The sequence below is a fragment of the Enterobacter sp. HK-058-C-ECC genome (assembly GCF_047531125.1).
Classification (GTDB): Bacteria; Pseudomonadota; Gammaproteobacteria; order Enterobacterales; family Enterobacteriaceae; genus Enterobacter; species Enterobacter quasiroggenkampii.
On sequence record NZ_JBLKCH010000002.1, the window covers coordinates 616,561 to 643,227 of the forward strand.

Consider the following 26,667-nt stretch of genomic DNA (forward strand, 5'->3'; position numbering starts at 1 on the left):
AAAAACCGCAGTGCTTTCGCAAGCATCTGCGGTTTTTTATTGGAAACCTGAACAGTTAGCAGAGCTTGTCGGCGCGCTCGATAAACGGGGCCAGACTCATTTTCTGGCCCGGATTCGCCGGGTCATCGTTCTGAATAATGCTAATCGGCTGGCCGCTGCTTTTTCCGCTGGCCACCTGCTGCTCGGCGGTTTCATTTAACGGGTATTGCACCAGCGTGCTCGGGTTGATGGCATACAGCGCATGGCCCGGACGGCAGGTCAGCATCACCTCTTCGCGGTTGAACGCCCATTTATCCTTACCCACTTCAAAACGGCTGACGGTGATAACCTGCGGTGCGGCAAACGCGCTCCCCGTGCAGGCCAGCAATATGAGAGAAAGTACTGTCTTTTTCATATGATATTTAACCTTGTCAGAAGGGTTCCCAGGTGGCGAACAGACTGACCGTTGCCAGTACCAGCCCCCCCAGCACCACTTCTGCCTGTGTCATCCTGATAAAAATCTGTTGTGCTCGCCCGCTCTCCGGACGAAACCGTGGCACCAGAAAATACCGATTTGCCAGCGCAATTACCACCATCAACGCCACCAGCGCACATTTGAACAACAAAAACTGCACGTAGTCAGCCTGCCAGGGAATATGGACGCCCAGTATCATGAGCGTATTGATCGCTCCGCTGAGCAGCACGCCCGCGACGGCATAATGGCCCACGCGCGAGAAGCGCATCATGGTATAGATGGCGGCATTCTGCCAGCGCCCTTTCGCCAGACGCATACAGAACAGCAGGGGCAGTAATCCGCCCAGCCAGGCTGCGGCACAGATCAGGTGAAACGCGTGATTAAGGCGCTGCAACGCCCCCATCGGACCGTCGTTCATCGCCGCGTGCCCTACCCCCGCCAACAGAATAAGCTGGCCCATGGCGAGCAGCAGCAGCCGCGAACCTTTCAGTGGCGCGAGCCATGCTGCAGCGACCGTCATCACAGCAAGAATTATTTGCCACAGCCAGACGCCGCCAAACTGTGTCCTCATCACGCCGAACCAGACCTGCGGGGCAAACACATCTCCCCAGCCGTTACCCATCAGTCCGCCCTGAAGCATAAACATCAAGAGTGCAGCCGTCAGGCTCACTAAGGCCGCCACTTTCTGCTGCAGCTGAAAACGCCGGGACATCAGCCGCTGGAGAGAGGAAGGCGCAAACCAGACGCTGTAAAGCGCGTTGCCAAAAACCAGCATCAGCGCCCCGAAATGGATAAAGCGCAACCCGATATAACACAGCGCCAGCATGCTATTTCACACTAAAGTGATAGCTGCCTTTGGTTTTATGACCGTCTACAGAGACGACATGCCAGTCCACCTGGTACGTCCCTGACGTCAGCGTTTGTTCCAGCGGAACGGTGAGTTGCGTCTTGTTCTTTTCGTCTCGCGTAGCGGTACCCGTTTTGATGACCTGCTTTTGTGCGTCCGTCACCACCACACCGCTAAATCCCGGTTCGATGCCTTCTGAAAAATGCAGTGTAAGTGCCTGCGGAGCGCTCACCACGCTGTCCGCTGCCGGGATCGGCTGCTTAAGATGCGCATGCGCCAGTGCGGAGGAGGTCATCATTGTAGAGGTCAGAAAAACCAGTGCGCATACCGCGCGGGAAGCGGAGAAACCCATCGCAATCATTCCTTTTTGTTATGTCTGTATGCTAAAGAATAACGCTGTATAATAAACGAGTCGAGGAACATCCTGCCTCCGCTTGTCATCGTCGTGCAATCGCGGTAACGTTGCCGCCGCAGAAAAAGGAGAAGGTAATGAAGATCAATCTGGCCGCCCTTCCACAGGACGAGATGGATAAAGTGAATGTCGATCTCGCTGCCGCTGGCGTCGCGTTCAAAGAGCGTTACAACATGCCTGTCGTGGCTGAAGTCGTTGAACGGGAACAGCCCGCCCATCTGCGCGACTGGTTTCGCGAAAGACTCATCGCCCACCGTCTCGCCTCGGTTAACCTCTCCCGTTTACCGTACGAACCTAAAGTTAAATAAGCTTAACGAGCCGTTACACTTCCTTACGCTGAATCTGGCAGGATAAGAAAACCCTGATAAATTTAGGTGCATTCTTAAATCTCTGCGACTCAGTGTATAAGGAAGTCACGATGTCACATTGGAATATAGCGGCAGCCCAGTATGGTGGGCAGCATCAGAGTGTCGATGACCATATCACGCACCACCTGCGCTTCATCGCCGAAGCAGCACGGCAGCGGTGCGATCTGCTGGTGTTCCCTGAACTCTCATTAACAGGCTCGGGTAACACTACGCTACCTCCCCCACCCGATGACGCGCAGCTGGAACCGCTGCTGGACGCGGCGCATTTTTACCGGATTACCGTGATTGCCGGGCTCCCCCTGGAACGGAACGGTCAGCGCCAGAAAGGCCTCGCGCTCTTCACGCCCGCCCGTCACCGCATCCTGCGCTACCCGCAAGGTAGCGGTGCCAGCCTGGTGCCGGGGGAGAAACAGCTCAGCATTATTGATGCGCATGCCGATTCCCCCAATCTCGATCCCAGAGCGTCGCTGTTTACCAGCAGCCAGTCCGTGGAGGATCACCGCTGGCGGCAGTCCATCAGTACCCTGCAGCGCTTCGCGCATAAATATGCCATTGCGGTGCTGATGGCGAACGCCTGCGGCGGTAGCGCGCTGTGGGATGAAAAAGGTCAGTTGATCGTCCGCGCCGATCGGGGCGAGCTGCTGTTGACCGGCACGCTCGGCGGAGAGGGTTGGCAAGGCGATATCATTCCTTTAGGCTAGGCGTTTTAAGCTCAGGAGTGTTCAATGCTGCGCGTCATCGATACCGAAACTTGCGATCTTCAGGGCGGAATTGTGGAAGTGGCCTCTGTCGACGTGGTTGATGGTAAAATCGTCAACCCAATGAGCCATCTGGTGCGTCCCGACCGCCCCATCAGCCCTCAGGCGATGGCTATCCATCGCATTACCGAATCGATGGTGGCGGACAAGCCGTGGATCGAAGAGATCATTCCCCACTATTACGGTAGCCCCTGGTACGTCGCGCATAACGCCAGTTTTGACCGCCGGGTGCTACCTGAGATGCCGGGGGAATGGATTTGTACCATGAAGCTGGCGCGTCGCCTCTGGCCGGGCATTAAATACAGCAATATGGCGCTGTACAAGTCCCGCAAGCTCAGCGTCCGCACGCCTGAAGGGCTTCACCATCACCGGGCCCTGTATGACTGCTATATCACCGCCGCGCTACTCATCGATATTATGAACACCTCGGGCTGGACGCCGGACGATATGGCAACGATTACCGGACGCCCCGCACTGCTGACCACGTTTACTTTTGGTAAATACCGGGGCAGAGCGGTGTCGGATATTGCGGATAAAGACCCGGGCTATTTGCGCTGGCTGTATAACAACCTCGACAAAATGAGCCCGGAACTGCGCCTGACGCTGAAACATTATCTGGGCGAAGCTTAACGCTCCGCACGGCCTGGCAGCGTCTCCTGCGCCAGGCCAATCAGGAAGGCATATTCCAGAGCAACCCCTTCGTAAGATTTAAATCGACCCGATTTCCCGCCGTGACCGGAGTCCATATCGGTACACAGCAGCAGCAGGTTGTCGTCGGTTTTCAGCTCCCGCAGTTTCGCCACCCATTTTGCCGGCTCCCAGTACTGCACCTGAGAATCATGCAGACCGGTGGTGACCAGAATGTGGGGATAGGCTTTCGCTTCCACGTTATCGTACGGGCTGTACGTTTTCATATAGCGGTAGTAAATCTCATCCTGCGGATTGCCCCACTCTTCAAACTCCCCTGTTGTAAGCGGGATGGATTCATCGAGCATAGTCGTCACCACATCGACAAACGGCACCTGCGCGACAATTCCCTTAAAGCGCTCGGGGCGCTGGTTGATCACCGCCCCCATCAGCATGCCTCCCGCGCTGCCGCCCATGCCAAAGCAGAGCTGCGGATCGCCATAGCCCTGCTCAATCAGCGCATCGCAGACGTCGAGGTAGTCATTGAAGGTGTTTTTCTTTTTCAGGAATTTCCCGTCCTCATACCAGTGCTGCCCCAGCTCACCGCCGCCGCGAATATGGGCGATGGCGAAAACAAAGCCGCGATCGAGCAGGCTTAATCGGCTGCTGCTAAAATCGGCATCCATGCTTGAGCCGTAGGAGCCGTAGCCGTACACCAGGATCGGGGTTTTGCCTTTCTGGAAGTGGGCTTTGTGATAGACGAGCGAGACGGGGACCTCGACGCCATCCCGGGCGGTGACCCACAGGTGCTCGCTGCGGTAGTTTTCAGACTCAAACCCTTTGACCTCGGTCTGTTTAATCACCTGGCGCTGCCCGGTATCCATGTCCAGCTCAAACAGGGTGTCCGGCGTGGTCATCGATGAGTAGCCGTAGCGCAGCCGCGAGGATTCAGGTTCCGGGTTGAAACCAATCCACGTCACATAGGCCGGGTCGTCGAACGCGATCCCCACCACTTCCCGCGTTTTACGGTTGATTTGCCGGATACTGGTCAGCCCCCGCTGACGCTCCTCCACCACCAGCCAGTCGGTGAACAGGGTGAACCCTTCCAGCATCACCTGATCCCGCGCGGGAATAAGCACCTCCCACTTGCGCTCATCGCGCACTTTGGTTTTATAGAGACCAAAGTTTTTACCCTCGCGATTCGAACGCAGATAAAAGCTGTGCTGGAAGTGATCCAGGCTGTACTCATGATCCTTCCGACGCGGCAGGAAACAGAGCGGCTGGGCATCGGGCAGTTCGGCATCCAGCAGCAGGATTTCCGACGTCGTGGCGCTGGCCAGGAAGATAATCACATAATGGCGCGAGGAGGTTTTATGCAGGCTGACATAGAACGTTTCGTCTTTCTCTTCATAGACCAGCTCGTCGTCTGCAGAGTCCGTTCCCACGGTATGCCGCCATACCTGATAAGGCAGCAGCGTAGAGGCATGCTTTTTGACGTAGTAAACCGTCTCGGAATCATTCGCCCAGACAAAATCCGGGGAGACGTTTTCCAGCATTTCAGGATACCAGTTGCCGGTGTCCAGATTGCGAAAACGCAGGCCGTACTGGCGACGCGAGAGATAATCCTCCGCCAGCGCCATTACCGCGTTATCCGGTGAAATGGACATGCCGCCCAGAGTATAAAACTCGCTGTGGGCGGCGCGCTGGTTGGCATCCAGCAGAATATCCCACGCATCCCATTCGGCGCTCAGCACCGACTGACGCTGGTAGATGGGATACTCGTTGCCGGGCTCGTAAATATGGCGGTAGCGATAGCCGTTTTTGGTCCAGGGCGCCGAGATATCGCGCTGAGGAATGCGCTGCACCATCTCATTCAGCAGCTGGTCCTGAAGCGTCTGCTGGCTGGACATGACCTTGCGGCCGTAGTCATTTTCCTCGTGCAGATAGTCGAGCACCTCTGGCCGGGAGCGCGAATCGTCCCGTAGCCAGTAATAGTTGTCTATACGCGTATCGCCATGCGTGGTGATCGCATAAGGTATACGTCGGGCTTTCGGTGGCATGTCATCATTCTTTTGAGTTTTACACCCTATAAGGTTGGCAAAACCCACGCATGATGCAAGCGAAACCGGATCGCAACGGCGAGCACTAGCCCTGTAACGCCTGTTTTTGTTCCCGGATATCCCGCTCAATGCCCTCACGCACGTCTTGGGGGATCTTCAGCGCGTCTCCAAGCGCATTCAGGTAGCTGCGTTCCATAAAGTGATCGATATCGATGGCGGCACAGCTGAGGAAATAGAGTTCAAGCGCCTCTTCCTCATTTTTCACGCTTTGCGCCAGACGCTGCGGCTCCAGAGGCTGTTCAATGGCCTGCGCCACCAGCGCTCTGCCCTTCTCTTCAACGCCAGCTTCACGCAACTGCTGTTCGATCGCCAGTCGTTCCTTATCGTCAATATGCCCGTCACTTTTCGCGGCAAAAACCAGCGCCAGGATCAACCGTTCAGTACGCAGATCCAGCGGCGAGGTATGCTCGCCATAATGCGGTTCGTCGCTGTGCGCGGTCCGGACCCTGTCCTTGTATTTATTCCACAGGACGGTGCCCGCAATGGCGCCCCCACCGGCCAGCAGCGCGCCTGTCCCGTACTTTGCCAGCAGCTTGCGCGAGGATTTATTCGCGACCAGCAGGCCAGCCAAGCCGCCGAGCGCCCCGGGTACCAGCAGTTTACTGAGGTCCCGCTCTCCGGAAGACGATGTTTTCTGCCCTAACAGTGATTGCAATTGATTTAGCCAGCCAGACATGGTTTCCCTCACTTAACGGTGAATATGTTCCACAGCGTAAGCGAGCAGGCGTCAGGAAATGTCTGGCCGGGCTAAAGAAGCGCAAATTTCTTCCTCCCGCGCCTAGCGGTGCACAAGACAGACGCAAACGTTTTCGTTTATACTGCCCGCAACTTTTTCAGGGGGATTGTTATGATTCGTTTAGGAACCGCGCTGCGACCTGCGGCGACGCGAGTGATGCTGTTGGGATCGGGCGAGCTGGGAAAAGAGGTCGCTATTGAGTGCCAGCGTTTAGGCGTAGAAGTCATTGCCGTAGACCGTTACGCCGATGCGCCCGCCATGCACGTCGCCCATCGTTCTTATGTGATTAACATGCTGGATGGCGATGCCCTTCGCGAGCTGATTACGCGCGAGAAACCCGATTTCGTGGTACCAGAAATTGAAGCCATCGCCACCGATACGCTGATTGCGCTTGAGCAGGAAGGCCAGCGCGTGGTGCCCTGCGCGAAAGCCGCAAAGCTGACCATGAACCGCGAGGGCATTCGTCGCCTGGCGGCGGAAGAGCTGGAATTGCCCACCTCGAGCTATCATTTTGCTGGCGATAAGGCCGCATTCCTGCAGGCCGTAGAGGAGATTGGTTACCCGTGCATCGTTAAGCCGGTGATGAGCTCCTCCGGTAAAGGACAGAGCTTCATTCGCGACGGCAGCACGCTCGATAAGGCGTGGGATTACGCCCAGCAGGGTGGCCGCGCCGGTGCCGGTCGCGTCATCGTCGAAGGCGTGGTGAAGTTTGATTTCGAGATCACCCTGCTGACCGTCAGCGCCGTTGACGGCGTCCATTTCTGCGACCCGATTGGTCACCGCCAGGAGGATGGCGATTACCGCGAATCCTGGCAGCCGCAGCAGATGAGCGCTCTGGCGCTGGAACGTGCGCAGGCGATCGCCCGTAAAACCGTCCTGGCGTTGGGCGGCTATGGCCTGTTCGGCGTGGAGCTGTTTGTGTGCGGTGATGAAGTGATTTTCAGCGAGGTCTCCCCGCGCCCGCATGACACCGGCATGGTCACGCTGATTTCGCAGGATCTTTCCGAGTTCGCTCTGCACGTGCGTGCCTTCCTCGGCCTGCCCGTCGGCGGTATCCGTCAGTACGGCCCGGCCGCCTCGGCGGTGATCCTGCCGCAGTTAACCAGCCAGAACGTTACGTTTGATAACGTCGACGCGGCGGTGGGTGCCGGGTTGCAGGTACGTTTGTTCGGTAAGCCGGAGATCGACGGTACCCGTCGTCTTGGCGTGGCATTAGCCACCGCGGATAACGTTGACGACGCCGTGGCAAGAGCGAAAGCGGCCGCAGCAAGCGTTAAGGTAGAGGGATAAAAAAACGGGCCGAAAGGCCCGTTTTTCATGCGACGAATGACTTACTGCTTCGCGCCTTCCACCGCTTCGCGAGCCAGTTTTGTGATGCGATCCCAGTCGCCCGCTTCCAGCGCATCCGCCGGAACCAGCCATGAGCCACCGATGCACAGCACGCTTTTCAGCGCCAGGTAGTCACGGTAGTTGGCAGGAGAGATACCGCCTGTCGGGCAGAAACGTACCTGGGAGAAAGGACCCGCAATCGCCTGCAGCGCTTTGGTGCCGCCGTTCGCTTCCGCCGGGAAGAATTTAAACTCTTTCAGACCGTAGTCCATGCCCAGCATCAGTTCAGAGACGGTGCTGATACCCGGGATCAGCGGAATAGTGCCTTCGGTCGCGGCCTTCAGCAGCGACTCGGTCAGGCCCGGGCTGATGGCAAACTGTGCGCCCGCTTCGGTCACTTCAGCCAGCTGTTTTGCGTTCGTCACGGTACCCGCACCGATGATGGCGTCCGGCACTTCTTTAGCAATGGCGCGAATGGCGTCCATCGCGCAGGCGGTACGCAGGGTCACTTCCAGAACGCGAACGCCGCCCGCAACCAGCGCTTTCGCCATCGGTACAGCGTGCTCCAGCTTGTTTACCACGATAACCGGCACGACAGGGCCCGTGGTCAGGATTGCTTCTGCACTTGTTTTCCAGTTTTTCATCAGAGTTTTCTCTCGCCAGATCGTTAAAATCAAGTCGTCTTAAAACGTAATACAGGTTGCGCCCTGCTCAGCACCGGAGAGTTTCTCACGCAGCGCGCCAAACATTTCGCGTCCTGTTCCCACGCGCGACGCGCTCAGGTCAGGAATATGGGGCTGACGTGCCGCCAGTTCGGCATCATCCACCAGCAGGGTTAACTCGCCTGTCTGACCGTTAACGCGGATCATGTCACCGTCACGCACTTTCGCCAGCAGGCCACCGTCGTACGCTTCCGGCGTCACGTGGATGGCTGAAGGCACTTTACCTGAGGCGCCAGAGAGGCGTCCATCGGTCACCAGTGCAATTTTGAAACGGCGGTCCAATAATACACCAAGTGGTGGCATAAGTTTATGTAATTCTGGCATTCCGTTGGCTTTTGGCCCCTGATGACGCACCACCACCACGCAGTCTTTATCGAGCAGACCGGCGTCAAAGGCAGGTAATACGTCGTGCTGGCTTTCAAATACCACCGCCGGCGCTTCGATAATCTGGTTCTCTTCCGGTACGGCAGAGGTCTTCATCACCGCGCGACCGAGGTTACCGCTGAGCACTTTGGTGCCACCGTGAGGAGAGAACGGTTTGTCGATGGTGGCGATAACCTGCGCATCAAGAGACGCGCTCGCCCCATCACGCCAGTCCAGCTCGCCGTTGTTCAGCCATGGCTCCTGGGTGTAGCGCTGCAGGCCAAAGCCCGCCACGGTGTTGACATCTTCATGCAGCAGACCACCTTTCAGCAGCTCGCGCATCAGCAGCGGTACGCCGCCCGCGGCCTGGAAGTGGTTGATGTCCGCCGGACCATTCGGGTACAGGCGCGCCATCAACGGCACCACGGAAGAGATCTCGGAGAAGTCATCCCAGTTAATCAGAATGCCCGCAGCACGCGCCATGGCCACCAGGTGCATGGTGTGGTTGGTTGACCCACCGGTTGCCAGCAGCGCGACAATCCCGTTGACGATGACCTTTTCGTCGACCATTTTGCCCATCGGCATCCATTCGTTGCCGTTTCCGGTCAGACGCGTGACCTGACGGGCCGCGGCCTCGGTCAGCGCTTTGCGCAGCGGCGCGTCCGGCTGGATAAAGGATGAGCCCGGAAGCTGCATCCCCATAAACTCCACCACCATCTGGTTCGTGTTCGCGGTACCGTAGAACGTACAGGTGCCCGGCGCATGGTAGGACGCGGCTTCCGCCTCCAGCAGCGCCTGACGGTCTGCTTTCCCTTCCGCGTACAGCTGGCGGATACGGACTTTTTCTTTATTCGGCAGTCCGCTTGCCATTGGGCCCGAGGGCACGAAGATCGCAGGCAGATGACCAAACGACAGCGCGGCCATCACCAGGCCCGGAACAATCTTGTCGCACACGCCGAGATAGAGCGCGCCATCAAACATGTTGTGTGACAGACCCACCGCCGCGGACATGGCAATCACTTCGCGGCTCAGCAGGGAGAGCTCCATACCGTCCTGACCCTGCGTTACGCCGTCGCACATGGCGGGTACCCCACCCGCCACCTGGCCGACCGCATTCACGCTGTGCAACGCTTTACGGATGATATCCGGGTAAACCTCATAGGGCTGGTGCGCGGAGAGCATATCGTTATAGGCGGTAATGATAGCGATATTGTTACGCAACATGCTTTTCAGCGACGCTTTATCGTCAGGCTGGCAGGCGGCGAAGCCGTGCGCCAGGTTACCGCAGGCCAGTTGAGATCGGTGGACGGTGTTGCTCTTTGCCTGCTCAATCCGGGCGAGGTAGGCCGAACGGGTCTCTTTCGAGCGCTCAATAATGCGCTGTGTTACGCGTAACAATGTCGGATTCATAAAAGCTCCTCTCATTTATCTGTCCGGGCTCGGGAGTTTACAAAGTCGCTGGCAGTTGTTAACAACGCTGAAACGCTTGCTGTCCGGAGCTCAGGGGCAAAATCACTTCCGGCAGTGTAATAAAAAAAGCTCCGCGGGTGAATCCACGCGGAGCTTAAAAGTTGAAAATTGTGCCACGAGCTGTGTTAGATCATGTTACCGGTAAAATAACACTTTCGGGCTAGCGGATTATATTACTCAAACTCATTCCAGGAGCGGCCATCGCGGGTGATCATCGCCACCGACGCGACAGGTCCCCAGGTACCCGCCTGATACGGTTTTGGCGCATCCTGATCGGCAGCCCAGGCTTCGGTGATGGAGTCGACCCATTTCCAGGCCTCTTCCACTTCATCGCGACGCACGAACAGCGCCTGAATACCGCGCATGGTTTCCAGCAGCAGACGCTCGTACGCATCGGCCAGGTGCGTCTGGTTGAAGGTTTCGGAGTAGCTCAGATCCAGCTTGGTGGTCTGCAGGTTGTGTTTATGATCCAGGCCCGGCACTTTGTTCAGGATCTGGATATCCACGCCCTCGTCCGGCTGCAGACGAATGGTCAGCTTGTTCTGCGGCAGCTCCTGCCAGGACTCTTTGAACAGGTTCAGTTCCGGGTTTTTAAAGTAGACTACTACCTCGGAGCACTTGGCAGGCAGACGCTTACCGGTGCGCAGGTAGAACGGAACACCCGCCCAGCGCCAGTCGTCGATGTCCACGCGGATCGCCACGAACGTCTCGGTGTTGCTGGACTTGTTCGCGCCCTCTTCTTCCAGGTAGCCCGGCACTTTTTTGCCCTGCGCAAACCCGGCGGTGTACTGGCCGCGAACGGTTTTCTCACGCACATTGGAGCGGTCGATGCGGCGCAGCGATTTCAGCACTTTCACTTTTGCGTCTCGGATGCTGTCTGCCGTCAGGTCAGACGGTGGAGACATGGCAATCATGCACAGAATCTGCAGCAGGTGGTTCTGGATCATGTCGCGCATCTGGCCGGCCTGGTCAAAGTAACCCCAGCGGCCTTCAATACCCACCTCTTCTGCCACGGTGATTTCCACGTGGTCGATAGTGCGGTTGTCCCAGTTATTCACAAACAGGGAGTTAGCAAAACGCAGGGCCAGCAGGTTCAGTACCGTTTCTTTACCGAGATAGTGGTCGATACGGTAGACCTGGCACTCTTCAAAGAACTCGCCCACCTGGTCGTTGATTTCACGCGAGGTTGCCAGCGACGTACCCAGCGGCTTCTCCATCACGACGCGCGCCGGTTTGGCGTTCAGTTTGGCTTCGCCCAGGCCTTTGCAGATGGCGCCGAAGGTGCTTGGCGGCATGGCGAAATAGTTAATCGTGACACGGTTTTTCTGATCCAGCATCGCGCCTAAGCGGGTAAACGCGCTGACGTCATTAACGTCCAGGTTGCAGAAATCGAGACGTCCACTCAGGGTATCCCACAAACTTTCATCAATTTTTTCCTTCATGAAAGTTTCGAGCGCCTCGCGGACGACTTTGGTATAAGCGTCCTTGTCCCAGTCGGCGCGCCCTACACCCAGGATACGGGTATCCGGATGAATTTGGCCCGCTTTCTCCAGTTGATACAGGGAAGGCAGCAATTTTCGGCGTGCAAGATCGCCTTTCGCGCCGAAAATGACCAGGTCACATGCCTGGGCTGTTTGCGTTACCGCCATGTCATTCTCCTCAGTTGGATCACCTGGTACTTCTGCCAGGTATCGTTGTAATTTTATTACAATGCACTGTACTGCTTTTACGTCATTCCCGAAACCATTAGCGCTTATCGTCGCGTGCGATACCGCGATTTTTCACCCTTCGGATGATTTCGACGGCTTAATGACGCAACAACCGTCGTTTCTTTGCGCAACAGGGTCATAGCAAAACCCGACACCGATCAAGTAATGAAAAAAAACAACAACATTATCTTGTCGATTGTTACCCTTAATGGAAGCCACAAGGGTAATATCGGCTAAATCGAATCACGATTTCATCAATTTATGAAATCGTTTACACCCATGAGCATCCTGTTAACATGAACATGCTGGAAAAAATCCAGTTTCAACTGGAACACCTTAGCAAATCCGAGCGAAAAGTGGCCGAGGTCATTCTCGCCTCTCCCGCTCAGGCGATTCATTCAAGCATCGCCGCTCTGGCACAGGAAGCGGGTGTTAGCGAACCCACGGTCAATCGCTTTTGCCGCAGCCTGGAAACACGCGGCTTTCCTGATTTTAAACTGCATCTGGCTCAAAGTCTGGCTAACGGCACCCCTTATGTTAATCGTAATGTGGATGAAGACGACAGCGTTGATGCCTATACCGCGAAAATTTTTGAGTCGGCCATGGCTTCGCTCGACCACGTCCGTCAGTCACTGGACATGAGCTCCGTGAATCGCGCGGTGGATTTACTCACCCAGGCCAAGCGAATTGCGTTCTTTGGGCTCGGGTCGTCGGCAGCCGTCGCGCATGACGCCATGAACAAATTTTTCCGCTTTAACGTCCCGGTGATTTATTCCGATGACATTGTCCTGCAACGCATGAGCTGTATGAATTGCAGTGAAGATGACGTCGTGGTACTGATTTCGCATACCGGCCGCACCAAGAGTCAGGTTGAGCTGGCGCAGCTGGCCCGTGAAAACGATGCCATGGTGATTGCCCTCACAACGGCAGGCACGCCGCTGGCGCGTGAGGCAACGCTGGCGATCACCCTCGACGTGCCGGAAGATACCGACATTTATATGCCGATGGTCTCCCGCCTGGCCCAGCTTACCGTGATTGACGTGCTCGCGACCGGTTTTACCTTACGTCGGGGGGCAAAATTCCGGGATAACTTGAAGCGGGTCAAGGAAGCGCTGAAGGAATCGCGTTTTGATAAAGAATTGCTTATAAAGAGCGATGTTCCCTGATAGTTGATAACGAATACGTCACGAATAATGACGATGTAACGATTTACGGCATTCGGTCCCCTCACCGCTGCCTTGCAGCAGATGAAGGCCGATTCAATGTTCACGCAACACCAAAGTTGTTTCAGTCAACGGAGTATTACATGTCCAGAAGGCTTCGCAGAACCAAGATCGTAACCACCTTAGGCCCGGCCACCGATCGCGATAATAATCTCGAAAAAATTATCGCCGCCGGTGCCAACGTGGTGCGTATGAACTTCTCTCACGGTACGCCAGAAGACCATAAATTACGTGCCGATAAAGTGCGTGAAATCGCAGCTAAACTGGGCCGCCACGTTGCTATCCTCGGCGATTTGCAGGGTCCAAAAATTCGTGTCTCCACCTTTAAAGAGGGGAAAGTTTTCCTCAATATCGGCGACAAATTTCTGCTGGATGCCAACCTGGGCAAAGGCGAAGGCGATAAAGAAAAAGTCGGTATCGACTATAAAGGCCTCCCGGCTGACGTCGTACCTGGCGATATCCTGCTGCTTGACGACGGTCGCGTACAGCTGAAAGTGCTGGAAGTTCAGGGCATGAAAGTGTTCACCGAAGTTACCGTCGGCGGCCCGCTCTCCAACAATAAAGGCATCAACAAACTGGGCGGCGGCCTCTCTGCAGAAGCGCTCACCGATAAAGACAAAGCGGACATCGTGACGGCTGCGCTGATCGGCGTTGATTACCTTGCTGTCTCCTTCCCGCGCTGCGGCGAAGATCTGAACTATGCGCGTCGCCTGGCACGCGATGCAGGCTGCGATGCCAAAATCGTCGCCAAAGTTGAGCGTGCAGAAGCCGTTTGCGATCAGGATGCCATGGACGACGTGATCCTCGCGTCTGACGTGGTGATGGTTGCGCGCGGCGACCTGGGTGTGGAAATCGGCGACCCTGAGCTGGTCGGTATTCAGAAAGCCCTGATTCGTCGCGCACGTCAGCTGAACCGCGCGGTGATCACCGCGACTCAGATGATGGAATCGATGATCACTAACCCGATGCCAACCCGTGCAGAAGTCATGGACGTGGCAAACGCCGTGCTGGACGGAACCGATGCGGTGATGCTCTCCGCAGAAACCGCAGCGGGCCAGTATCCGGCAGAAACCGTGGCCGCCATGGCGCGCGTCTGCCTGGGCGCTGAAAAGATCCCAAGCATCAACGTCTCTAAACACCGTCTGGACGTGCAGTTCGACAACGTGGAAGAAGCGATTGCGATGTCAGCAATGTATGCGGCAAACCATCTGAAGGGCGTTACCGCGATCATCACCATGACCGAATCTGGCCGCACCGCGCTGATGACCTCGCGTATCAGCTCGGGTCTGCCGATCTTCGCCATGTCCCGTCACGAACGTACGCTGAACCTGACGGCGCTGTACCGCGGCGTGACGCCGGTTCACTTCGACAGCACCAATGACGGCGTGGCCGCCGCGCACGATGCCGTAAACCTGCTGCGCGACAAAGGCTATCTGGTGTCAGGTGATATCGTTATTGTGACCCAGGGTGATGTGATGAGCACCATCGGCTCAACCAACACCACCCGCGTTATGACCGTCGAGTAATAACGTCTCTGTTAAAAAGCCCTCTCCAGATGGAGAGGGCTTTTTTTATTTCGTTGGATACAACTCTTTGCGTTTATACGGCTCTGTTTCGCCCGGTTTGCGCGTTTTAAGCAGCTTCAAAATCCAGGTGTACTGTTCGGCATGCGGTCCCACCAGAATCTCCACCTCTTCGTTCATCCGACGCGCAATGGTGTGGTCATCGGCGGTGAGCAGATCGTCCATCGGCGGACGAACCTCAATGCTCAGGCGATGCGTTTTGCCGTCATAGACCGGGAACAGCGGGATCACCCGGGCACGACAAACTTTCATCAGGCGACCAATCGCGGGGAGCGTCGCTTTATAAGTCGCAAAGAAATCGACAAACTCGCTGTGCTCGGGACCGTGGTCCTGATCCGGCAGATAGTAGCCCCAGTATCCCTGACGTACCGACTGAATGAAGGGCTTAATGCCATCGTTACGGGCATGCAGGCGTCCGCCAAAACGACGACGCACCGTATTCCAGACAAAATCGAAGATCTTATTGCCCTGATTGTGGAACATTGCCGCCATCTTCTGGCCCTGAGAGGCCATCAGCATCGCCGGAATATCAACGCCCCAGCCGTGTGGGACAAGGAAAATGACTTTCTCGTCATTGCGACGCATCTCCTCGATGATTTCCAGCCCTTTCCAGTCAACGCGATCGACAATTTTATCCGGCCCTTTCAGCGCCAGCTCCGCCATCATCGCCATGGCCTGCGGTGCGGTGGTATACATCTCATCAATGATTGCCTCGCGCTCGGCATCACTCTTTTCCGGAAAACAGTAATAGAGGTTGATCTGCGCGCGACGGCGAGCACTCTTGCCAAAACGCCCAGCCAGACGGCCAATTTTACCCAGGACAGGATCGCGGACGGAAGCCGGCAGCATCGCTATCCCTGCAAAGGCATAAACGCCAAGCCAGGCGCCCCAGTTGCGCGGATGACGAAAGGATTTTTCAAACTCAGGAATGTATTCAATATTGTTTTTTTGGGTTTCCATGCTGGATCCAGGGTCTGATGACGCAAAAAATTATTCAGATAGTGTAGCGAGGCAGTCGTCCGCGCACAAAAGAAAAAGCCGGCGTCAGTGTGCGCCGGCTTTTTTAACAAAAACAGAGGGCTTAGTCTAAGCTCAGCTGCGGCAACACCTCTTTCACCTGCGCCAGATAATCAGTACGATCTTTACCTGTCAGGCCTTCGGTGCGCGGCAGTTTCGCCGTCAGCGGGTTCACTGCCTGTTGGTTAATCCACACTTCATAATGCAGATGCGGGCCGGTAGAGCGTCCGGTATTACCGGAGATCGCAATACGATCGCCACGTTTCACCTTCTGGCCCGGTTTAACCAGCAGCTTACGCAGGTGCATGTAGCGGGTCGTATACGTACGGCCATGACGTACCGCGACGTAATACCCAGCTGCACCGCTACGTTTGGCCACCACCACTTCACCATCCCCTACCGCCAGAACCGGTGTGCCCTGCGGCATGGCAAAGTCAACGCCACGGTGCGGTGCGACACGCCCGGTTACCGGGTTCAGACGACGCGGGTTAAAGTTGGAGGAGACGCGGAACTGTTTAGCCGTCGGGAAGCGCAGGAAGCCTTTTGCAAGGCCCGTACCGCTGCGGTCGTAGAACTTACCGTCTTCGGCACGGATCGCGTAGTAATCTTTGCCCTCGGAGCGCAGACGCACGCCCAGCAGCTGGCTTTGCTCGCGCTTACCGTCCAGCATTTCGCGGGACATCAGAACGGAGAACTCATCGCCCTTCTTCAGTTTGCGGAAATCCATCTGCCACTGCATGGCTTTGATCACCGAACTGATTTCAGCGCTGGTCAACCCTGCATCACGCGCGCTGGAAACAAAGCTTGCCCCCACGGTGCCTTTCAGAACGCTGTTAACCCAGTCGCCCTTCTGCATTTCGCTGGTCATTTTAAAGCCCGTCGCCGTGCGATCGTAGGTGCGGGTTTCGCGGCGGGACATTTCCCAGGTCAGACGCTGCAGATCGCCATCGGCCGTTAACGTCCAGGAGAGCTGTTGCCCAATTTTCAGGTTGCGAAGATCTTTATCTGCCGCCGCCAGCTGGCTGATATTCCCCATGTCGATGCCGTACTGGTTCAGCACGCTGCTCAGCGTGTCCCCGGTAGAAACAACATATTCGTGAATACCCGCTTCGTTCTCGGTTTTATCGTCCAGTTCATCCTGTGGAATAGCTTCATCTTCCTGAGCCGACTGGTCGATAGGCTCGCTGGCTTCAGGCAGCAAAGAACGGATTTCGCTCTTTTCAAGCTCGATGGTTTTGATGATAGGGGCAGAACTCGGGTGGTAAACATAGGGCCGCCAGACGGCGACCGCTAAGGTGAGTACTGTAAGCGACCCCAGCATGACGCGGTGGGGTCGAGGCAGATTGTTAAATGCCAGGGCGACAGAGCGGGCTATCTGTTGCACGTATTCACTTCCTCGTTAATCTCCTTTCAGGCAGCTCGCATACTGGTTCGCCAGTTGGCTGAGGAACTGCGAATAGCTCGCTTTGCTCAACTGGATATTCGTTCCTAGCGGGTCAAGGGTCCCCATGCGCACGGATGTCCCCCTGGCCACGGCTTCTACGACCGCTGGCCTGAACTGTGGCTCAGCAAAAACGCATGTCGCTTTTTGCTCAACCAGCTGTGTTCTGATTTCATGTAAACGCTGCGCACCAGGTTGAATTTCAGGGTTGACGGTAAAATGACCCAGCGGGGTCAAACCGTAGTGTTTTTCGTAATAGCCGTAGGCGTCATGAAAAACGAAATACCCTTTTCCTTTCAACGGTGCGAGCTCATTACCAACCTGCTTATCGGTTGCGGCTAATTGTGCCTCAAAATCTTTCAGGTTGGCGTCTAGTTTGGCTCGACTTTGCGGCATAAGTTCCACTAATTTGTCATGGATTGCAACCGCTGAAAGCCGCGCTATCTCTGGGGATAACCAAAGATGCATGTTGTACTCGCCGTGATGGTGATCTCCATCACCTTTTTCACCGTCGGCAGCATGATGGTCATGTTCGTCGCCGTCGTCATCCGCCCCTTTCATGAGTAACGGTTTCACGCCGGGGAGGTCGGCAATCGCGACCTGTTTTTCACCCGCCACCTGTTTTGCTGACTTCTGCATAAACGCTTCCATCTCCGGACCGATCCAGACAACTAAGTCCGCGTTTTGTAAGCGTTTTACATCGGAAGGGCGCAGGGAATAATCATGCTCCGATGCACCATCCGGGAGCAGAACCTGGGTTTCTGTTACCCCGTCAGCAATGGCTGACGCGATGAACCCGAGTGGTTTAAGCGAAGCGACAACCGCAGCGTTAACATCTTGTGCGGTTGTACCCCAAAGGGCAGCGGATAATGCTGCGAAAAGAAGCGTATTTTTATGTAACATAATGCGACTAATCATCGTAGTGAATGCGTGGAATGTGATATTATAACATTCGTTGACTTCTTCAAGCTTAAAATGACATGACGACATTGGTTTCCCTTGAAAATATTTCGGTCTCATTTGGCCAGCGCCGCGTCCTCTCTGACGTGTCGCTCGATCTGAAGCCCGGCAAAATTCTGACGCTGCTCGGCCCCAATGGCGCAGGCAAATCCACTCTGGTACGTGTGGTGCTGGGTCTGGTCGCACCCGATGAAGGCGTGATCACGCGCGAGGAAAAATTGCGCATCGGCTATGTGCCGCAAAAACTGCACCTCGACGCCACACTGCCGCTGACGGTGAGCCGTTTCCTGCGCCTGCGCCCCGGCACGCGTAAAGCCGATATTCTCCCGGCGCTGAAGCGCGTGCAGGCGGGCCATCTAGTCGATGCGCCGCTGCAAAAACTGTCCGGCGGAGAAACGCAGCGCGTTTTACTTGCCCGCGCGTTGCTCAGCAGCCCGCAGCTGCTGGTACTGGATGAGCCGACGCAGGGTGTAGACGTCAACGGCCAGGTCGCGCTATACGACCTCATTGACCAGCTGCGCCGGGAACTGAACTGCGCGGTGCTGATGGTATCCCACGACCTGCATCTGGTGATGGCAAAGACTGACGAAGTGCTGTGTCTTAACCACCATATCTGCTGCTCCGGCACGCCTGAAGTGGTCTCCATGCATCCGGAATTTATTTCCATGTTCGGCCCTCGCGGCGCTGAACAGCTCGGCATCTATCGCCATCATCATAATCATCGCCATGATTTGCAGGGACGAATCGTTCTGCGTCGGGGAAATGGACACTCATGATTGAACTGTTACTGCCCGGCTGGCTGGCCGGGATTATGCTTGCCTGCGCCGCGGGCCCGCTCGGCTCGTTTGTGGTGTGGCGCAGAATGTCTTACTTCGGTGATACCCTGGCGCACGCGTCCCTGCTGGGCGTGGCTTTTGGCCTGCTGCTGAACGTCAACCCGTTCTACGCGGTGATTGTGGTTACGCTGCTGCTGGCGGCCGGTTTGGTCTGGCTGGAAAAGCGCCCTCACCTCGCCATCGATACCCTGCTTGGCATCATGGCGCACAGTGCCCTGTCGCTGGGCCTGGTGGTGGTCAGTCTGATGTCGAATATCCGCGTGGATCTGATGGCTTACCTGTTCGGTGACCTGCTGGCCGTCACGCCAGACGATCTCATCGCTATCGCGATTGGCGTTGTGGTGGTGCTCGGCATTCTACTCTGGCAGTGGCGTAACCTGCTGGCCATGACCGTCAGCCCGGACCTGGCGTTTGTCGACGGCGTGAAGCTGCAGCGCGTTAAGCTGCTGCTGATGCTGGTAACGGCGTTAACCATTGGCGTGGCGATGAAGTTTGTCGGGGCGCTGATTATTACGTCACTGCTGATCATCCCTGCGGCTACGGCGCGTCGTTTTGCCCGTACGCCGGAGCAGATGGCCGGTGTGGCCGTGATTGTCGGAATGATTGCGGTAACGGGTGGACTCACCTTCTCGGCGTTCTATGACACGCCTGCGGGGCCGTCCGTAGTGCTGAGTGCAGCGGTGCTGTTTATCTTCAGTATGATGAAGAAGACCGCGCAGTAGTGGACATGTCCCCGGTGGCGCTTCGCTTACCGGGGCTACAAATTATCGCTGCTTACGGCATTGCCGGTGGCGTAATGCCGAAATGATTCCACGCCCGCACCGTCGCCATACGTCCACGCGGTGTGCGCTGCAGGAACCCCTGCTGGATCAGATACGGTTCAAGCACGTCCTCAATGGTTTCACGCTCTTCCCCGATTGCCGCCGCCAGGTTATCCAGCCCGACCGGGCCACCAAAGAACTTGTCCAGCACCGCCAGCAGCAGCTTGCGGTCCATGTAGTCAAAACCTTCAGCATCGACGTTAAGCATATCCAGCGCCTGCGCGGCGATCTCAGCGGAGATCGAACCGTTGTGCTTCACCTCAGCAAAGTCACGCACGCGGCGCAGCAGGCGGTTGGCAATACGCGGCGTACCGCGGGAACGTTTCGCCACTTCAAACGCCCCCTCTTCGCTCATCTCCAGCCCCATATAGCGGGCGCTGCGGCCAACGATGTGCTGGAGGTCGGCCACCTGGTAAAACTCCAGACGCTGCACGATCCCGAAACGATCGCGCAGTGGAGAGGTCAACGACCCGGCTCGCGTCGTTGCGCCAATCAGGGTAAACGGCGGCAGATCGATTTTGATGGAACGCGCAGCCGGACCTTCACCAATCATGATATCCAGCTGATAATCTTCCATCGCCGGATAGAGCACCTCTTCCACCACCGGTGACAGACGGTGGATCTCATCGATAAACAGCACGTCATGCGGTTCGAGGTTGGTCAGCATGGCCGCCAAATCGCCCGCCTTCTCCAGCACCGGGCCGGAGGTGGTGCGCAGGTTTACGCCCATTTCATTAGCGACGATATTCGCCAGCGTGGTTTTGCCCAACCCCGGAGGGCCAAAAATCAGCAGGTGATCGAGCGCATCGCCGCGCAGTTTTGCCGCCTGGATAAAAATCTCCATCTGGGAACGAACCTGCGGCTGGCCAATGTACTCATCAAGCAGTTTTGGGCGAATCGCGCGATCCACCACATCTTCTGCCTGAACAGTGCCTGCCGAAACCAGGCGGTCTGCTTCAATCATCCTTTACCTCACAATGCAGCGCGCAGCGCTTCACGAATCAGGGTTTCACTGCTGGCATCCGGTTTGGCAATTTTACTTACCATGCGGCTGGCCTCCTGAGGTTTATAGCCCAGCGCCACCAGCGCGGCAACCGCTTCCTGCTCGGCGTCATCATCCGTCGCAGGCGCGCCTGGGGAGGTCAGCACCAGATCGGCCGCCGGCGTGAAGAGATCGCCATGCAGGCCTTTGAAGCGGTCTTTCATCTCGACAATCAGGCGCTCTGCCGTTTTCTTACCAATGCCAGGAAGCTTAATCAGCGCAGCAGGATCTTCACGCTCAACGGCATTCACAAACTGTGGCGCTGACATGCCGGATAAGATCGCCAGCGCCAGCTTTGGCCCGACGCCGTTGGTTTTAATCAGCTCGCGGAACAGTGTGCGTTCCTGTTTGTTGTTGAAGCCGTACAGCAGTTGAGCATCTTCACGCACCACAAACTGAGTAAAGACGATCGCCTCTTTGCCCGCGTCCGGCAGCTCGTAGAAGCAGGTCATCGGCATATGGACTTCATAGCCCACGCCACCCACTTCCAGCAGCACTAACGGGGGTTGTTTTTCAATGATGATGCCTCTGAGTCTGCCTATCACGTGACGCTCCTGCGTTCTGGAAGAAATTAACTGCCGACATAATAAAAAAAGGCTGGATAAACATCCAGCCTGATTTGTCATTATCGTAACCTGCCTCGCGCCAGATTGAGCCGCGACTCGCTCATTTGCATCGCGTTCTGGCTGACGTGACAGTGGGTAATTGCAATCGCCAGCGCATCCGCGGCGTCAGCCTGCGGGTTTGCAGGGAGCTTCAGCAGGGTACGCACCATGTGCTGCACCTGACTTTTCTCCGCGCTACCGATGCCCACCACCGTCTGCTTGACCTGACGTGCCGCGTATTCAAATACCGGCAAATCCTGGTTTACCGCAGCCACGATGGCCACTCCACGCGCCTGACCGAGCTTTAGCGCCGAATCGGCGTTTTTCGCCATAAAGACCTGCTCGATGGCAAAATAGTCCGGCTGAAACTGGGTGATGATCTCCGACACGCCCGCATAAATGAGCTTCAGGCGCGAAGGCAGATCGTCCACTTTGGTGCGAATACAGCCGCTGCCGAGGTAGGTTAACTGGCGTCCCACCTGACGGATAACGCCATACCCGGTGACGCGTGAGCCTGGGTCAATCCCGAGAATAATCGACATCACGCGTCTCCTGTAACGGATCTACACGCTCTCATTAGAGAGTCGCTGCAACCTCATCAGAGATTTCACCGTTGTGGTACACTTCCTGCACGTCGTCGCAGTCTTCGAGCATGTCGATCAGACGCAGCAGTTTTGGTGCAGTTTCCGCATCCATGTCCGCTTTGGTGGACGGGATCATGGAGACTTCAGCGTTGTCTGCTTTCAGGCCAGCCGCTTCCAGCGCATCGCGCACTGCACCCATCTCTTCCCACGCGGTGTAAACGTCGATAGCACCGTCGTCAAAGGTCACCACGTCTTCCGCACCGGCTTCCAGCGCCGCTTCCATGATCGCATCTTCGTCGCCTTTCTCGAAGGAGATGACGCCTTTTTTGCTGAACAGGTACGCAACGGAACCGTCAGTGCCCAGGTTGCCACCGGTTTTGGTGAACGCGTGGCGCACTTCCGCAACGGTACGGTTACGGTTGTCGGACAGGCACTCAACCATTACCGCCGTACCGCCAGGACCGTAACCTTCATAGATGATGGTTTCCATGTTCGCGTCTTCATCGCCGCCCACGCCACGTGCGATAGCACGGTTCAGGGTGTCACGCGTCATGTTGTTGGACAGGGCTTTATCCACCGCCGCGCGCAGACGCGGGTTAGAAGCCGGGTCACCGCCGCCCAGACGCGCTGCCGTCACCAGCTCGCGAATGATTTTGGTAAAGATCTTACCGCGCTTGGCATCCTGTGCCGCTTTGCGGTGTTTGGTGTTGGCCCACTTACTATGACCTGCCATAAAAAGTTCTCCAAAAATCGCGCCTTTTCAGGCTGCGTTAATTACAAATTCTTCAATCGCCTGCCGGTTGCTCCACGACTTGGTCAGTGCGGCGGCATCCGCCGCATTCACCCAGCGGTAGGTCAGGTGTTCGGTAAACACGATCTCCCGTTCATGGGGGAGCGCGAGACAGAACCAGGACTCCGTATTGCGCTCGGTACCCGGCGCGTAGCGATGACGTAAATGGCTAAAAATTTCAAACTCCACCGTGCGCTGACAGTCCTTCAGGGTCAGTTGCTCGCGGGCAACGTCAATGGCGACCTCTTCCTTTACTTCACGCGCGGCGGCCTGCGGCGCGGTTTCCCCCTCTTCCAGACTGCCGGTAACCGACTGCCAGAATTCAGGGTCATCGCGCCGCTGCAACATCAGCACCCGCTTCGTGTCTTCTGCATAAATGACCACCAGGACCGAAACGGGGAGCTTATATGTCATATCAGTTTTTCTCTTCCTTCTTCACCACCTCAATGCCCAGCTCAGCCAGTGCGGCCGGGTTGGCAAAGCTTGGCGCTTCGGTCATCAGACACGCGGCGGCAGTGGTTTTCGGGAAGGCGATCACATCACGGATGTTATCGGTGCCGGTCAGCAGCATGGTCAGACGGTCAAGACCGAAAGCCAGACCCGCGTGCGGAGGCGTACCGTATTTCAGCGCGTCCAGCAGGAAGCCGAATTTCTCACGCTGCTCCTGCTCGTTGATGCCCAGGATGCCGAACACGGTCTGCTGCATTTCACCGCTGTGAATACGCACGGAACCGCCGCCCACTTCGTAGCCGTTAATGACCATATCGTAGGCGTTCGCGACCGCCTCTTCCGGTGCCGCTTTCAGCTCTGCCGCCGTCATCTCTTTTGGCGAGGTGAACGGGTGGTGCATCGCGGTCAGGCCGCCTTCACCGTCGTCTTCAAACATTGGGAAGTCGATAACCCACAGCGGCGCCCATTTGCTCTCGTCGGTCAGGTTCAGGTCTTTGCCGAGCTTCAGACGCAGCGCGCCCATCGCATCCGCAACGACTTTCTTGTTGTCTGCACCGAAGAAGATCATGTCGCCGTCCTGCGCGCCGGTGCGCTCCAGGATCGCTTCCACGATGTCTGCGTTCAGGAATTTCGCGACCGGGCTGGTGATACCTTCCAGACCTTTCGCACGCTCGGTCACTTTAATATAGGCCAGACCTTTCGCGCCGTAGATCTTGATGAAGTTACCGTAGTCGTCGATCTGCTTACGGCTCAGAGCCGCGCCGCCCGGTACACGCAGCGCAGCTACGCGGCCTTTGGCATCGTTAGCCGGGCCCGCGAATACCGCGAACTCCACGTTTTTAACCAGATCAGCTACGTCTACCAGCTCCATTGGGTTACGCAGGTCTGGTTTGTCAGAGCCATAGCGACGCTCGGCTTCCGCGAAGGTCATGATTGGGAAATCGCCCAGCTCAACGCCTTTCACGTCATTCCACAGGCTACGCACCAGGGCTTCCATCACTTCACGCACCTGCTCGGCGGTCATGAAGGAGGTTTCCACATCGATCTGGGTAAATTCAGGCTGGCGGTCAGCACGCAGGTCTTCGTCGCGGAAGCATTTCACGATCTGATAGTAGCGATCGAATCCGGACATCATCAGCAGCTGTTTGAACAGCTGTGGAGACTGCGGCAGCGCGTAGAATTTGCCTTTATGAACGCGGGATGGCACCAGGTAATCGCGCGCGCCTTCCGGCGTGGCTTTGGTCAGCATCGGGGTTTCGATATCGAGGAAACCTTGGTCATCCATAAAGCGACGCACCAGGCTGGTGATTTTCGCGCGGGTTTTCAGGCGCTGAGCCATTTCCGGGCGACGCAGATCCAGGTAGCGGTATTTCAGACGCGCTTCTTCGGTGTTGACGTGGTTGGAGTCCAGCGGCAGCGCTTCAGCACGGTTGATGATCGTCAGATCGGACGCCAGCACTTCAATGGCACCCGTCGCCATGTCGGCGTTAACGTTTTTCTCGTCACGCGCACGTACGGTGCCGGTGACCTGAATGCAGAACTCATTACGCAGCTCAGAGGCCAGCTTCAACGCATCTGCGCGATCCGGATCGAAGAACACCTGAACGATACCTTCGCGGTCGCGCATATCGATGAAGATAAGGCTACCAAGATCACGACGACGATTGACCCAACCACACAGGGTGACCTGCTGTCCGACGTGGGACTGACGCAGCTGCCCGCAATATTCTGTACGCATGAGATATCCCTTAATTAGCCGCAGGCTAAATGTCGCCTGGTATGCAGGCTACTATGTCGCAGCTTTCTGTATGTCACAACTGGATGAAAAAAGGCGGCTATTATACTGGAAATTCCGCCGGACGATAAGAGCGAACCACGGCCAGGCGGTCGTTTGCTGCACTCTTATTGCGCATTCTCACAAAAATTAACAAAATTATGCGACCAATAACAGGCCATCACGTCGTATGGTGTCTGGAAGTGATTAATTTAACGGGAGTAACGATGTTAACCCTTGATGCCAGAAAAACCGCGCTTGTAGTCATTGATTTACAGGAAGGCATTTTGCCCTTCGCCGGTGGCCCGCATACCGCGGACGATGTAGTCAGCCGCGCCGCCCGCCTGGCGGAAAAATGCCGCGCCAGCGGTGCCCCGGTTGTCATGGTGCGCGTCGGCTGGTCTGCGGATTACGCCGAAGCGTTAAAACAGCCCGTTGATGCGCAGGCACCCGCGCGAGCCCTGCCGGAAAACTGGTGGACGTACCCGGTCTCGCTTGGCAAACGCGACAGCGACATCGAAGTCACCAAACGCCAGTGGGGCGCATTTTACGGCACCGATCTTGAGCTGCAGCTCCGCCGTCGCGGCATTGACACCATTATCCTGTGCGGTATTTCCACCAACATCGGCGTGGAGTCGACTGCCCGCAACGCGTGGGAGCTCGGCTTTAATCTGGTGATCGCCGAAGATGCCTGCAGCGCGGCCTCCGCGGAACAGCACCAGGGCAGCATGACCCACATCTTTCCGCGCATCGGCCGCGTGCGCAGCACGGATGAGATTGTCAGCGCGCTATGATGTATGTCGGTTTACCCCAGTGGTCGCACCCGAAATGGGTGCGCCTTGGCATCACCAGCCTTGAAGAGTATGCCCGACACTTCAACTGCGTCGAAGGTAACACTACCCTCTATGCGCTCCCGAAAGCCGAGATTGTTGCGCGCTGGCGGGAACAAACGACCGACGACTTCCGCTTCTGCTTCAAGTTTCCGGCCACCATTTCTCACCAGGCTGCGCTGCGAAACTGCGGTGAGTTGACCGACGAATTCTTTGCCCGGATGGCGCCTCTGGCAAACCGCATTGGCCAGTACTGGCTGCAGCTTCCGGCCGTCTTTGGCCCGCGCGACCTGCCCGCACTGTGGACGTTTCTGGACGCCCTGCCCCGGGAGTTTACCTACGGCGTGGAAGTTCGACACCAGGACTTCTTTGCGAAGGGAGAAGCAGAAAAAGCGCTCAACCGCGGCCTTCTCGAGCGTTCCGTTAACCGGGTGATCCTCGATAGCCGTCCGGTGCACAGCGCGATACCGCACAGTGAGGCCATCATTGAGGCGCAGCGTAAAAAGCCAAAAGTGCCCGTTCATGCCGTGGTGACCGCGCAGAACCCCATGGTCAGGTTTATCGGCAGCGATAACATGCCGCAAAACCAGGCGCTGTTCGCCGTCTGGCTGGAAAAACTGGCCTCGTGGGAACACACCACCACGCCGTATCTCTTTTTGCACACGCCGGATATTGCCCAGGCCCCCGAACTGGTCGATGCTCTGTGGCAGGCCTTGCAGACTGCGGTGCCGTCCGTGGGCAGCGCCCCTTCCATCCCACAACAATCTTCTCTTTTCTGATATCACCCCCTATCATA

The 26,667-nt window shown here is 56.7% G+C and carries 27 protein-coding genes; 10 read left to right on the plus strand and 17 right to left on the minus strand.

Annotated features, from left to right (window positions below; genetic code table 11):
- Nucleotides 1-55 precede the first annotated feature (55 nt).
- From ACMWJS_RS07015 to yobA, 3 genes are read right to left on the minus strand one after another with little or no spacing between them, the layout of a single operon-like run.
- Complete coding sequence (locus tag ACMWJS_RS07015; protein WP_414746846.1) at nt 56-394, minus strand: YebY family protein; 339 nt, start codon at nt 392-394, stop codon at nt 56-58.
- A 16-nt stretch (nt 395-410) separates the two neighbouring features.
- Nucleotides 411-1,280: a copper homeostasis membrane protein CopD gene (gene copD, locus ACMWJS_RS07020; RefSeq protein ID WP_414746847.1), complete on the minus strand. Its 870-nt coding sequence runs from the start codon at nt 1,278-1,280 to the stop codon at nt 411-413.
- 1 nt (nt 1,281) lies between these two features.
- Nucleotides 1,282-1,653, minus strand: coding sequence for a CopC domain-containing protein YobA (gene yobA, locus ACMWJS_RS07025; protein ID WP_069718993.1), 372 nt, complete (start codon nt 1,651-1,653; stop codon nt 1,282-1,284).
- Between the two features lie 137 nt (nt 1,654-1,790).
- On the opposite strand from yobA, the gene ACMWJS_RS07030 reads away from it, so the two are divergent.
- The 3 genes from ACMWJS_RS07030 to exoX all read left to right on the plus strand — a co-directional run bounded on the left by ACMWJS_RS07030 (nt 1,791) and on the right by exoX (nt 3,469).
- Nucleotides 1,791-2,021 (plus strand): DNA polymerase III subunit theta, encoded by a 231-nt coding sequence (locus ACMWJS_RS07030; protein ID WP_008500465.1) that lies wholly within the window; start codon nt 1,791-1,793, stop codon nt 2,019-2,021.
- Between the two features lie 110 nt (nt 2,022-2,131).
- A complete protein-coding gene (locus ACMWJS_RS07035) occupies nt 2,132-2,782 on the plus strand; it encodes a carbon-nitrogen hydrolase family protein (RefSeq protein ID WP_045908215.1) in 651 nt (216 codons plus the stop codon).
- A 24-nt stretch (nt 2,783-2,806) separates the two neighbouring features.
- The gene (exoX, locus tag ACMWJS_RS07040; RefSeq protein ID WP_008500463.1) at nt 2,807-3,469 is read left to right on the plus strand and encodes an exodeoxyribonuclease X; all 663 of its coding nucleotides are present in this window, start codon (nt 2,807-2,809) and stop codon (nt 3,467-3,469) included.
- On the opposite strand, the gene ptrB is transcribed toward exoX, so the two are convergent.
- Both ptrB and ACMWJS_RS07050 read right to left on the minus strand, forming a co-directional pair.
- Complete coding sequence (gene ptrB / locus ACMWJS_RS07045) at nt 3,466-5,526, minus strand: oligopeptidase B (RefSeq protein ID WP_414746848.1); 2,061 nt, start codon at nt 5,524-5,526, stop codon at nt 3,466-3,468. The genes exoX and ptrB overlap by 4 nt on opposite strands.
- Before the next feature lie 85 nt (nt 5,527-5,611).
- Entirely contained in the window at nt 5,612-6,262 is a 651-nt protein-coding gene (locus tag ACMWJS_RS07050; RefSeq protein ID WP_008500461.1) for a tellurite resistance TerB family protein, read from the minus strand.
- Between the two features lie 171 nt (nt 6,263-6,433).
- Between ACMWJS_RS07050 and purT the strand changes: the two genes are divergently transcribed.
- Nucleotides 6,434-7,612 carry a formate-dependent phosphoribosylglycinamide formyltransferase gene (purT, locus tag ACMWJS_RS07055; protein ID WP_334755050.1) on the plus strand — a complete coding sequence of 393 codons (1,179 nt, stop codon included), beginning with the start codon at nt 6,434-6,436 and terminating at the stop codon, nt 7,610-7,612.
- Between the two features lie 41 nt (nt 7,613-7,653).
- Here purT and kdgA read toward each other — a convergent pair whose 3' ends face one another.
- The 3 genes from kdgA to zwf form a co-directional block, all read right to left on the minus strand.
- Nucleotides 7,654-8,295, minus strand: a complete 642-nt coding sequence (gene kdgA, locus ACMWJS_RS07060; RefSeq protein WP_008500459.1) for a bifunctional 4-hydroxy-2-oxoglutarate aldolase/2-dehydro-3-deoxy-phosphogluconate aldolase — start codon at nt 8,293-8,295, stop codon at nt 7,654-7,656.
- Between the two features lie 39 nt (nt 8,296-8,334).
- Complete coding sequence (edd, locus tag ACMWJS_RS07065; protein WP_048029427.1) at nt 8,335-10,146, minus strand: phosphogluconate dehydratase; 1,812 nt, start codon at nt 10,144-10,146, stop codon at nt 8,335-8,337.
- Between the two features lie 233 nt (nt 10,147-10,379).
- Nucleotides 10,380-11,855 (minus strand): glucose-6-phosphate dehydrogenase, encoded by a 1,476-nt coding sequence (gene zwf / locus ACMWJS_RS07070; RefSeq protein WP_023312228.1) that lies wholly within the window; start codon nt 11,853-11,855, stop codon nt 10,380-10,382.
- Nucleotides 11,856-12,211: 356 nt separating this feature from the next.
- Between zwf and ACMWJS_RS07075 the strand changes: the two genes are divergently transcribed.
- The gene (locus tag ACMWJS_RS07075) at nt 12,212-13,081 is read left to right on the plus strand and encodes a MurR/RpiR family transcriptional regulator (RefSeq protein ID WP_023312229.1); all 870 of its coding nucleotides are present in this window, start codon (nt 12,212-12,214) and stop codon (nt 13,079-13,081) included.
- A gap of 140 nt (nt 13,082-13,221) precedes the next feature.
- Nucleotides 13,222-14,664, plus strand: a complete 1,443-nt coding sequence (gene pyk, locus ACMWJS_RS07080; RefSeq protein ID WP_008500455.1) for a pyruvate kinase — start codon at nt 13,222-13,224, stop codon at nt 14,662-14,664.
- A gap of 45 nt (nt 14,665-14,709) precedes the next feature.
- Here the strand turns inward: pyk and lpxM are convergent, their stop codons facing one another.
- The 3 genes from lpxM to znuA form a co-directional block, all read right to left on the minus strand.
- Nucleotides 14,710-15,681, minus strand: a complete 972-nt coding sequence (gene lpxM, locus ACMWJS_RS07085) for a lauroyl-Kdo(2)-lipid IV(A) myristoyltransferase (protein ID WP_045908211.1) — start codon at nt 15,679-15,681, stop codon at nt 14,710-14,712.
- A 121-nt stretch (nt 15,682-15,802) separates the two neighbouring features.
- Nucleotides 15,803-17,122: a murein DD-endopeptidase MepM gene (gene mepM, locus ACMWJS_RS07090; RefSeq protein WP_048029426.1), complete on the minus strand. Its 1,320-nt coding sequence runs from the start codon at nt 17,120-17,122 to the stop codon at nt 15,803-15,805.
- A gap of 15 nt (nt 17,123-17,137) precedes the next feature.
- Nucleotides 17,138-18,082, minus strand: coding sequence for a zinc ABC transporter substrate-binding protein ZnuA (gene znuA, locus ACMWJS_RS07095; protein ID WP_045908280.1), 945 nt, complete (start codon nt 18,080-18,082; stop codon nt 17,138-17,140).
- Between the two features lie 77 nt (nt 18,083-18,159).
- On the opposite strand from znuA, the gene znuC reads away from it, so the two are divergent.
- Both znuC and znuB read left to right on the plus strand, forming a co-directional pair.
- The gene (znuC, locus tag ACMWJS_RS07100) at nt 18,160-18,915 is read left to right on the plus strand and encodes a zinc ABC transporter ATP-binding protein ZnuC (protein WP_048029425.1); all 756 of its coding nucleotides are present in this window, start codon (nt 18,160-18,162) and stop codon (nt 18,913-18,915) included.
- Complete coding sequence (gene znuB / locus ACMWJS_RS07105; protein WP_048029424.1) at nt 18,912-19,697, plus strand: zinc ABC transporter permease subunit ZnuB; 786 nt, start codon at nt 18,912-18,914, stop codon at nt 19,695-19,697. Before znuC ends, znuB begins: the two co-directional genes overlap by 4 nt.
- Before the next feature lie 52 nt (nt 19,698-19,749).
- On the opposite strand, the gene ruvB is transcribed toward znuB, so the two are convergent.
- The 6 genes from ruvB to aspS form a co-directional block, all read right to left on the minus strand.
- Complete coding sequence (gene ruvB / locus ACMWJS_RS07110; RefSeq protein ID WP_008500449.1) at nt 19,750-20,760, minus strand: Holliday junction branch migration DNA helicase RuvB; 1,011 nt, start codon at nt 20,758-20,760, stop codon at nt 19,750-19,752.
- Between the two features lie 8 nt (nt 20,761-20,768).
- Nucleotides 20,769-21,383 (minus strand): Holliday junction branch migration protein RuvA, encoded by a 615-nt coding sequence (ruvA, locus tag ACMWJS_RS07115; protein ID WP_023617042.1) that lies wholly within the window; start codon nt 21,381-21,383, stop codon nt 20,769-20,771.
- An 80-nt stretch (nt 21,384-21,463) separates the two neighbouring features.
- Nucleotides 21,464-21,985, minus strand: coding sequence for a crossover junction endodeoxyribonuclease RuvC (gene ruvC, locus ACMWJS_RS07120; protein WP_003859749.1), 522 nt, complete (start codon nt 21,983-21,985; stop codon nt 21,464-21,466).
- Nucleotides 21,986-22,019: 34 nt separating this feature from the next.
- Nucleotides 22,020-22,760 carry a YebC/PmpR family DNA-binding transcriptional regulator gene (locus ACMWJS_RS07125; RefSeq protein WP_008500447.1) on the minus strand — a complete coding sequence of 247 codons (741 nt, stop codon included), beginning with the start codon at nt 22,758-22,760 and terminating at the stop codon, nt 22,020-22,022.
- Nucleotides 22,761-22,787: 27 nt separating this feature from the next.
- Nucleotides 22,788-23,231, minus strand: coding sequence for a dihydroneopterin triphosphate diphosphatase (gene nudB, locus ACMWJS_RS07130; RefSeq protein ID WP_008500446.1), 444 nt, complete (start codon nt 23,229-23,231; stop codon nt 22,788-22,790).
- A gap of 1 nt (nt 23,232) precedes the next feature.
- Nucleotides 23,233-25,005, minus strand: coding sequence for an aspartate--tRNA ligase (aspS, locus tag ACMWJS_RS07135; protein ID WP_414746849.1), 1,773 nt, complete (start codon nt 25,003-25,005; stop codon nt 23,233-23,235).
- A gap of 263 nt (nt 25,006-25,268) precedes the next feature.
- On the opposite strand from aspS, the gene ACMWJS_RS07140 reads away from it, so the two are divergent.
- On the plus strand, nt 25,269-25,835 hold the full coding sequence (locus ACMWJS_RS07140; protein ID WP_045908206.1) for a hydrolase: 567 nt from the start codon (nt 25,269-25,271) through the stop codon (nt 25,833-25,835).
- Nucleotides 25,832-26,650 (plus strand): DUF72 domain-containing protein, encoded by an 819-nt coding sequence (locus tag ACMWJS_RS07145; protein WP_045908205.1) that lies wholly within the window; start codon nt 25,832-25,834, stop codon nt 26,648-26,650. Before ACMWJS_RS07140 ends, ACMWJS_RS07145 begins: the two co-directional genes overlap by 4 nt.
- The last annotated feature ends 17 nt before the right edge of the window (nt 26,651-26,667 follow it).

Coding starts and splice junctions, on each gene's coding strand:
- ACMWJS_RS07015 (WP_414746846.1), bottom strand. CDS start 394: ATGAAAAAGACAGTACTTTCTCTCATATTGCTGGCCTGCACGGGGAGC.
- copD (WP_414746847.1), bottom strand. CDS start 1,280: ATGCTGGCGCTGTGTTATATCGGGTTGCGCTTTATCCATTTCGGGGCG.
- yobA (WP_069718993.1), bottom strand. CDS start 1,653: ATGGGTTTCTCCGCTTCCCGCGCGGTATGCGCACTGGTTTTTCTGACC.
- ACMWJS_RS07030 (WP_008500465.1), top strand. CDS start 1,791: ATGAAGATCAATCTGGCCGCCCTTCCACAGGACGAGATGGATAAAGTG.
- ACMWJS_RS07035 (WP_045908215.1), top strand. CDS start 2,132: ATGTCACATTGGAATATAGCGGCAGCCCAGTATGGTGGGCAGCATCAG.
- exoX (WP_008500463.1), top strand. CDS start 2,807: ATGCTGCGCGTCATCGATACCGAAACTTGCGATCTTCAGGGCGGAATT.
- ptrB (WP_414746848.1), bottom strand. CDS start 5,526: ATGCCACCGAAAGCCCGACGTATACCTTATGCGATCACCACGCATGGC.
- ACMWJS_RS07050 (WP_008500461.1), bottom strand. CDS start 6,262: ATGTCTGGCTGGCTAAATCAATTGCAATCACTGTTAGGGCAGAAAACA.
- purT (WP_334755050.1), top strand. CDS start 6,434: ATGATTCGTTTAGGAACCGCGCTGCGACCTGCGGCGACGCGAGTGATG.
- kdgA (WP_008500459.1), bottom strand. CDS start 8,295: ATGAAAAACTGGAAAACAAGTGCAGAAGCAATCCTGACCACGGGCCCT.
- edd (WP_048029427.1), bottom strand. CDS start 10,146: ATGAATCCGACATTGTTACGCGTAACACAGCGCATTATTGAGCGCTCG.
- zwf (WP_023312228.1), bottom strand. CDS start 11,855: ATGGCGGTAACGCAAACAGCCCAGGCATGTGACCTGGTCATTTTCGGC.
- ACMWJS_RS07075 (WP_023312229.1), top strand. CDS start 12,212: ATGAACATGCTGGAAAAAATCCAGTTTCAACTGGAACACCTTAGCAAA.
- pyk (WP_008500455.1), top strand. CDS start 13,222: ATGTCCAGAAGGCTTCGCAGAACCAAGATCGTAACCACCTTAGGCCCG.
- lpxM (WP_045908211.1), bottom strand. CDS start 15,681: ATGGAAACCCAAAAAAACAATATTGAATACATTCCTGAGTTTGAAAAA.
- znuA (WP_045908280.1), bottom strand. CDS start 18,082: ATGTTACATAAAAATACGCTTCTTTTCGCAGCATTATCCGCTGCCCTT.
- znuC (WP_048029425.1), top strand. CDS start 18,160: ATGACGACATTGGTTTCCCTTGAAAATATTTCGGTCTCATTTGGCCAG.
- znuB (WP_048029424.1), top strand. CDS start 18,912: ATGATTGAACTGTTACTGCCCGGCTGGCTGGCCGGGATTATGCTTGCC.
- ruvB (WP_008500449.1), bottom strand. CDS start 20,760: ATGATTGAAGCAGACCGCCTGGTTTCGGCAGGCACTGTTCAGGCAGAA.
- ruvC (WP_003859749.1), bottom strand. CDS start 21,985: ATGTCGATTATTCTCGGGATTGACCCAGGCTCACGCGTCACCGGGTAT.
- ACMWJS_RS07125 (WP_008500447.1), bottom strand. CDS start 22,760: ATGGCAGGTCATAGTAAGTGGGCCAACACCAAACACCGCAAAGCGGCA.
- nudB (WP_008500446.1), bottom strand. CDS start 23,231: ATGACATATAAGCTCCCCGTTTCGGTCCTGGTGGTCATTTATGCAGAA.
- aspS (WP_414746849.1), bottom strand. CDS start 25,005: ATGCGTACAGAATATTGCGGGCAGCTGCGTCAGTCCCACGTCGGACAG.
- ACMWJS_RS07140 (WP_045908206.1), top strand. CDS start 25,269: ATGTTAACCCTTGATGCCAGAAAAACCGCGCTTGTAGTCATTGATTTA.
- ACMWJS_RS07145 (WP_045908205.1), top strand. CDS start 25,832: ATGATGTATGTCGGTTTACCCCAGTGGTCGCACCCGAAATGGGTGCGC.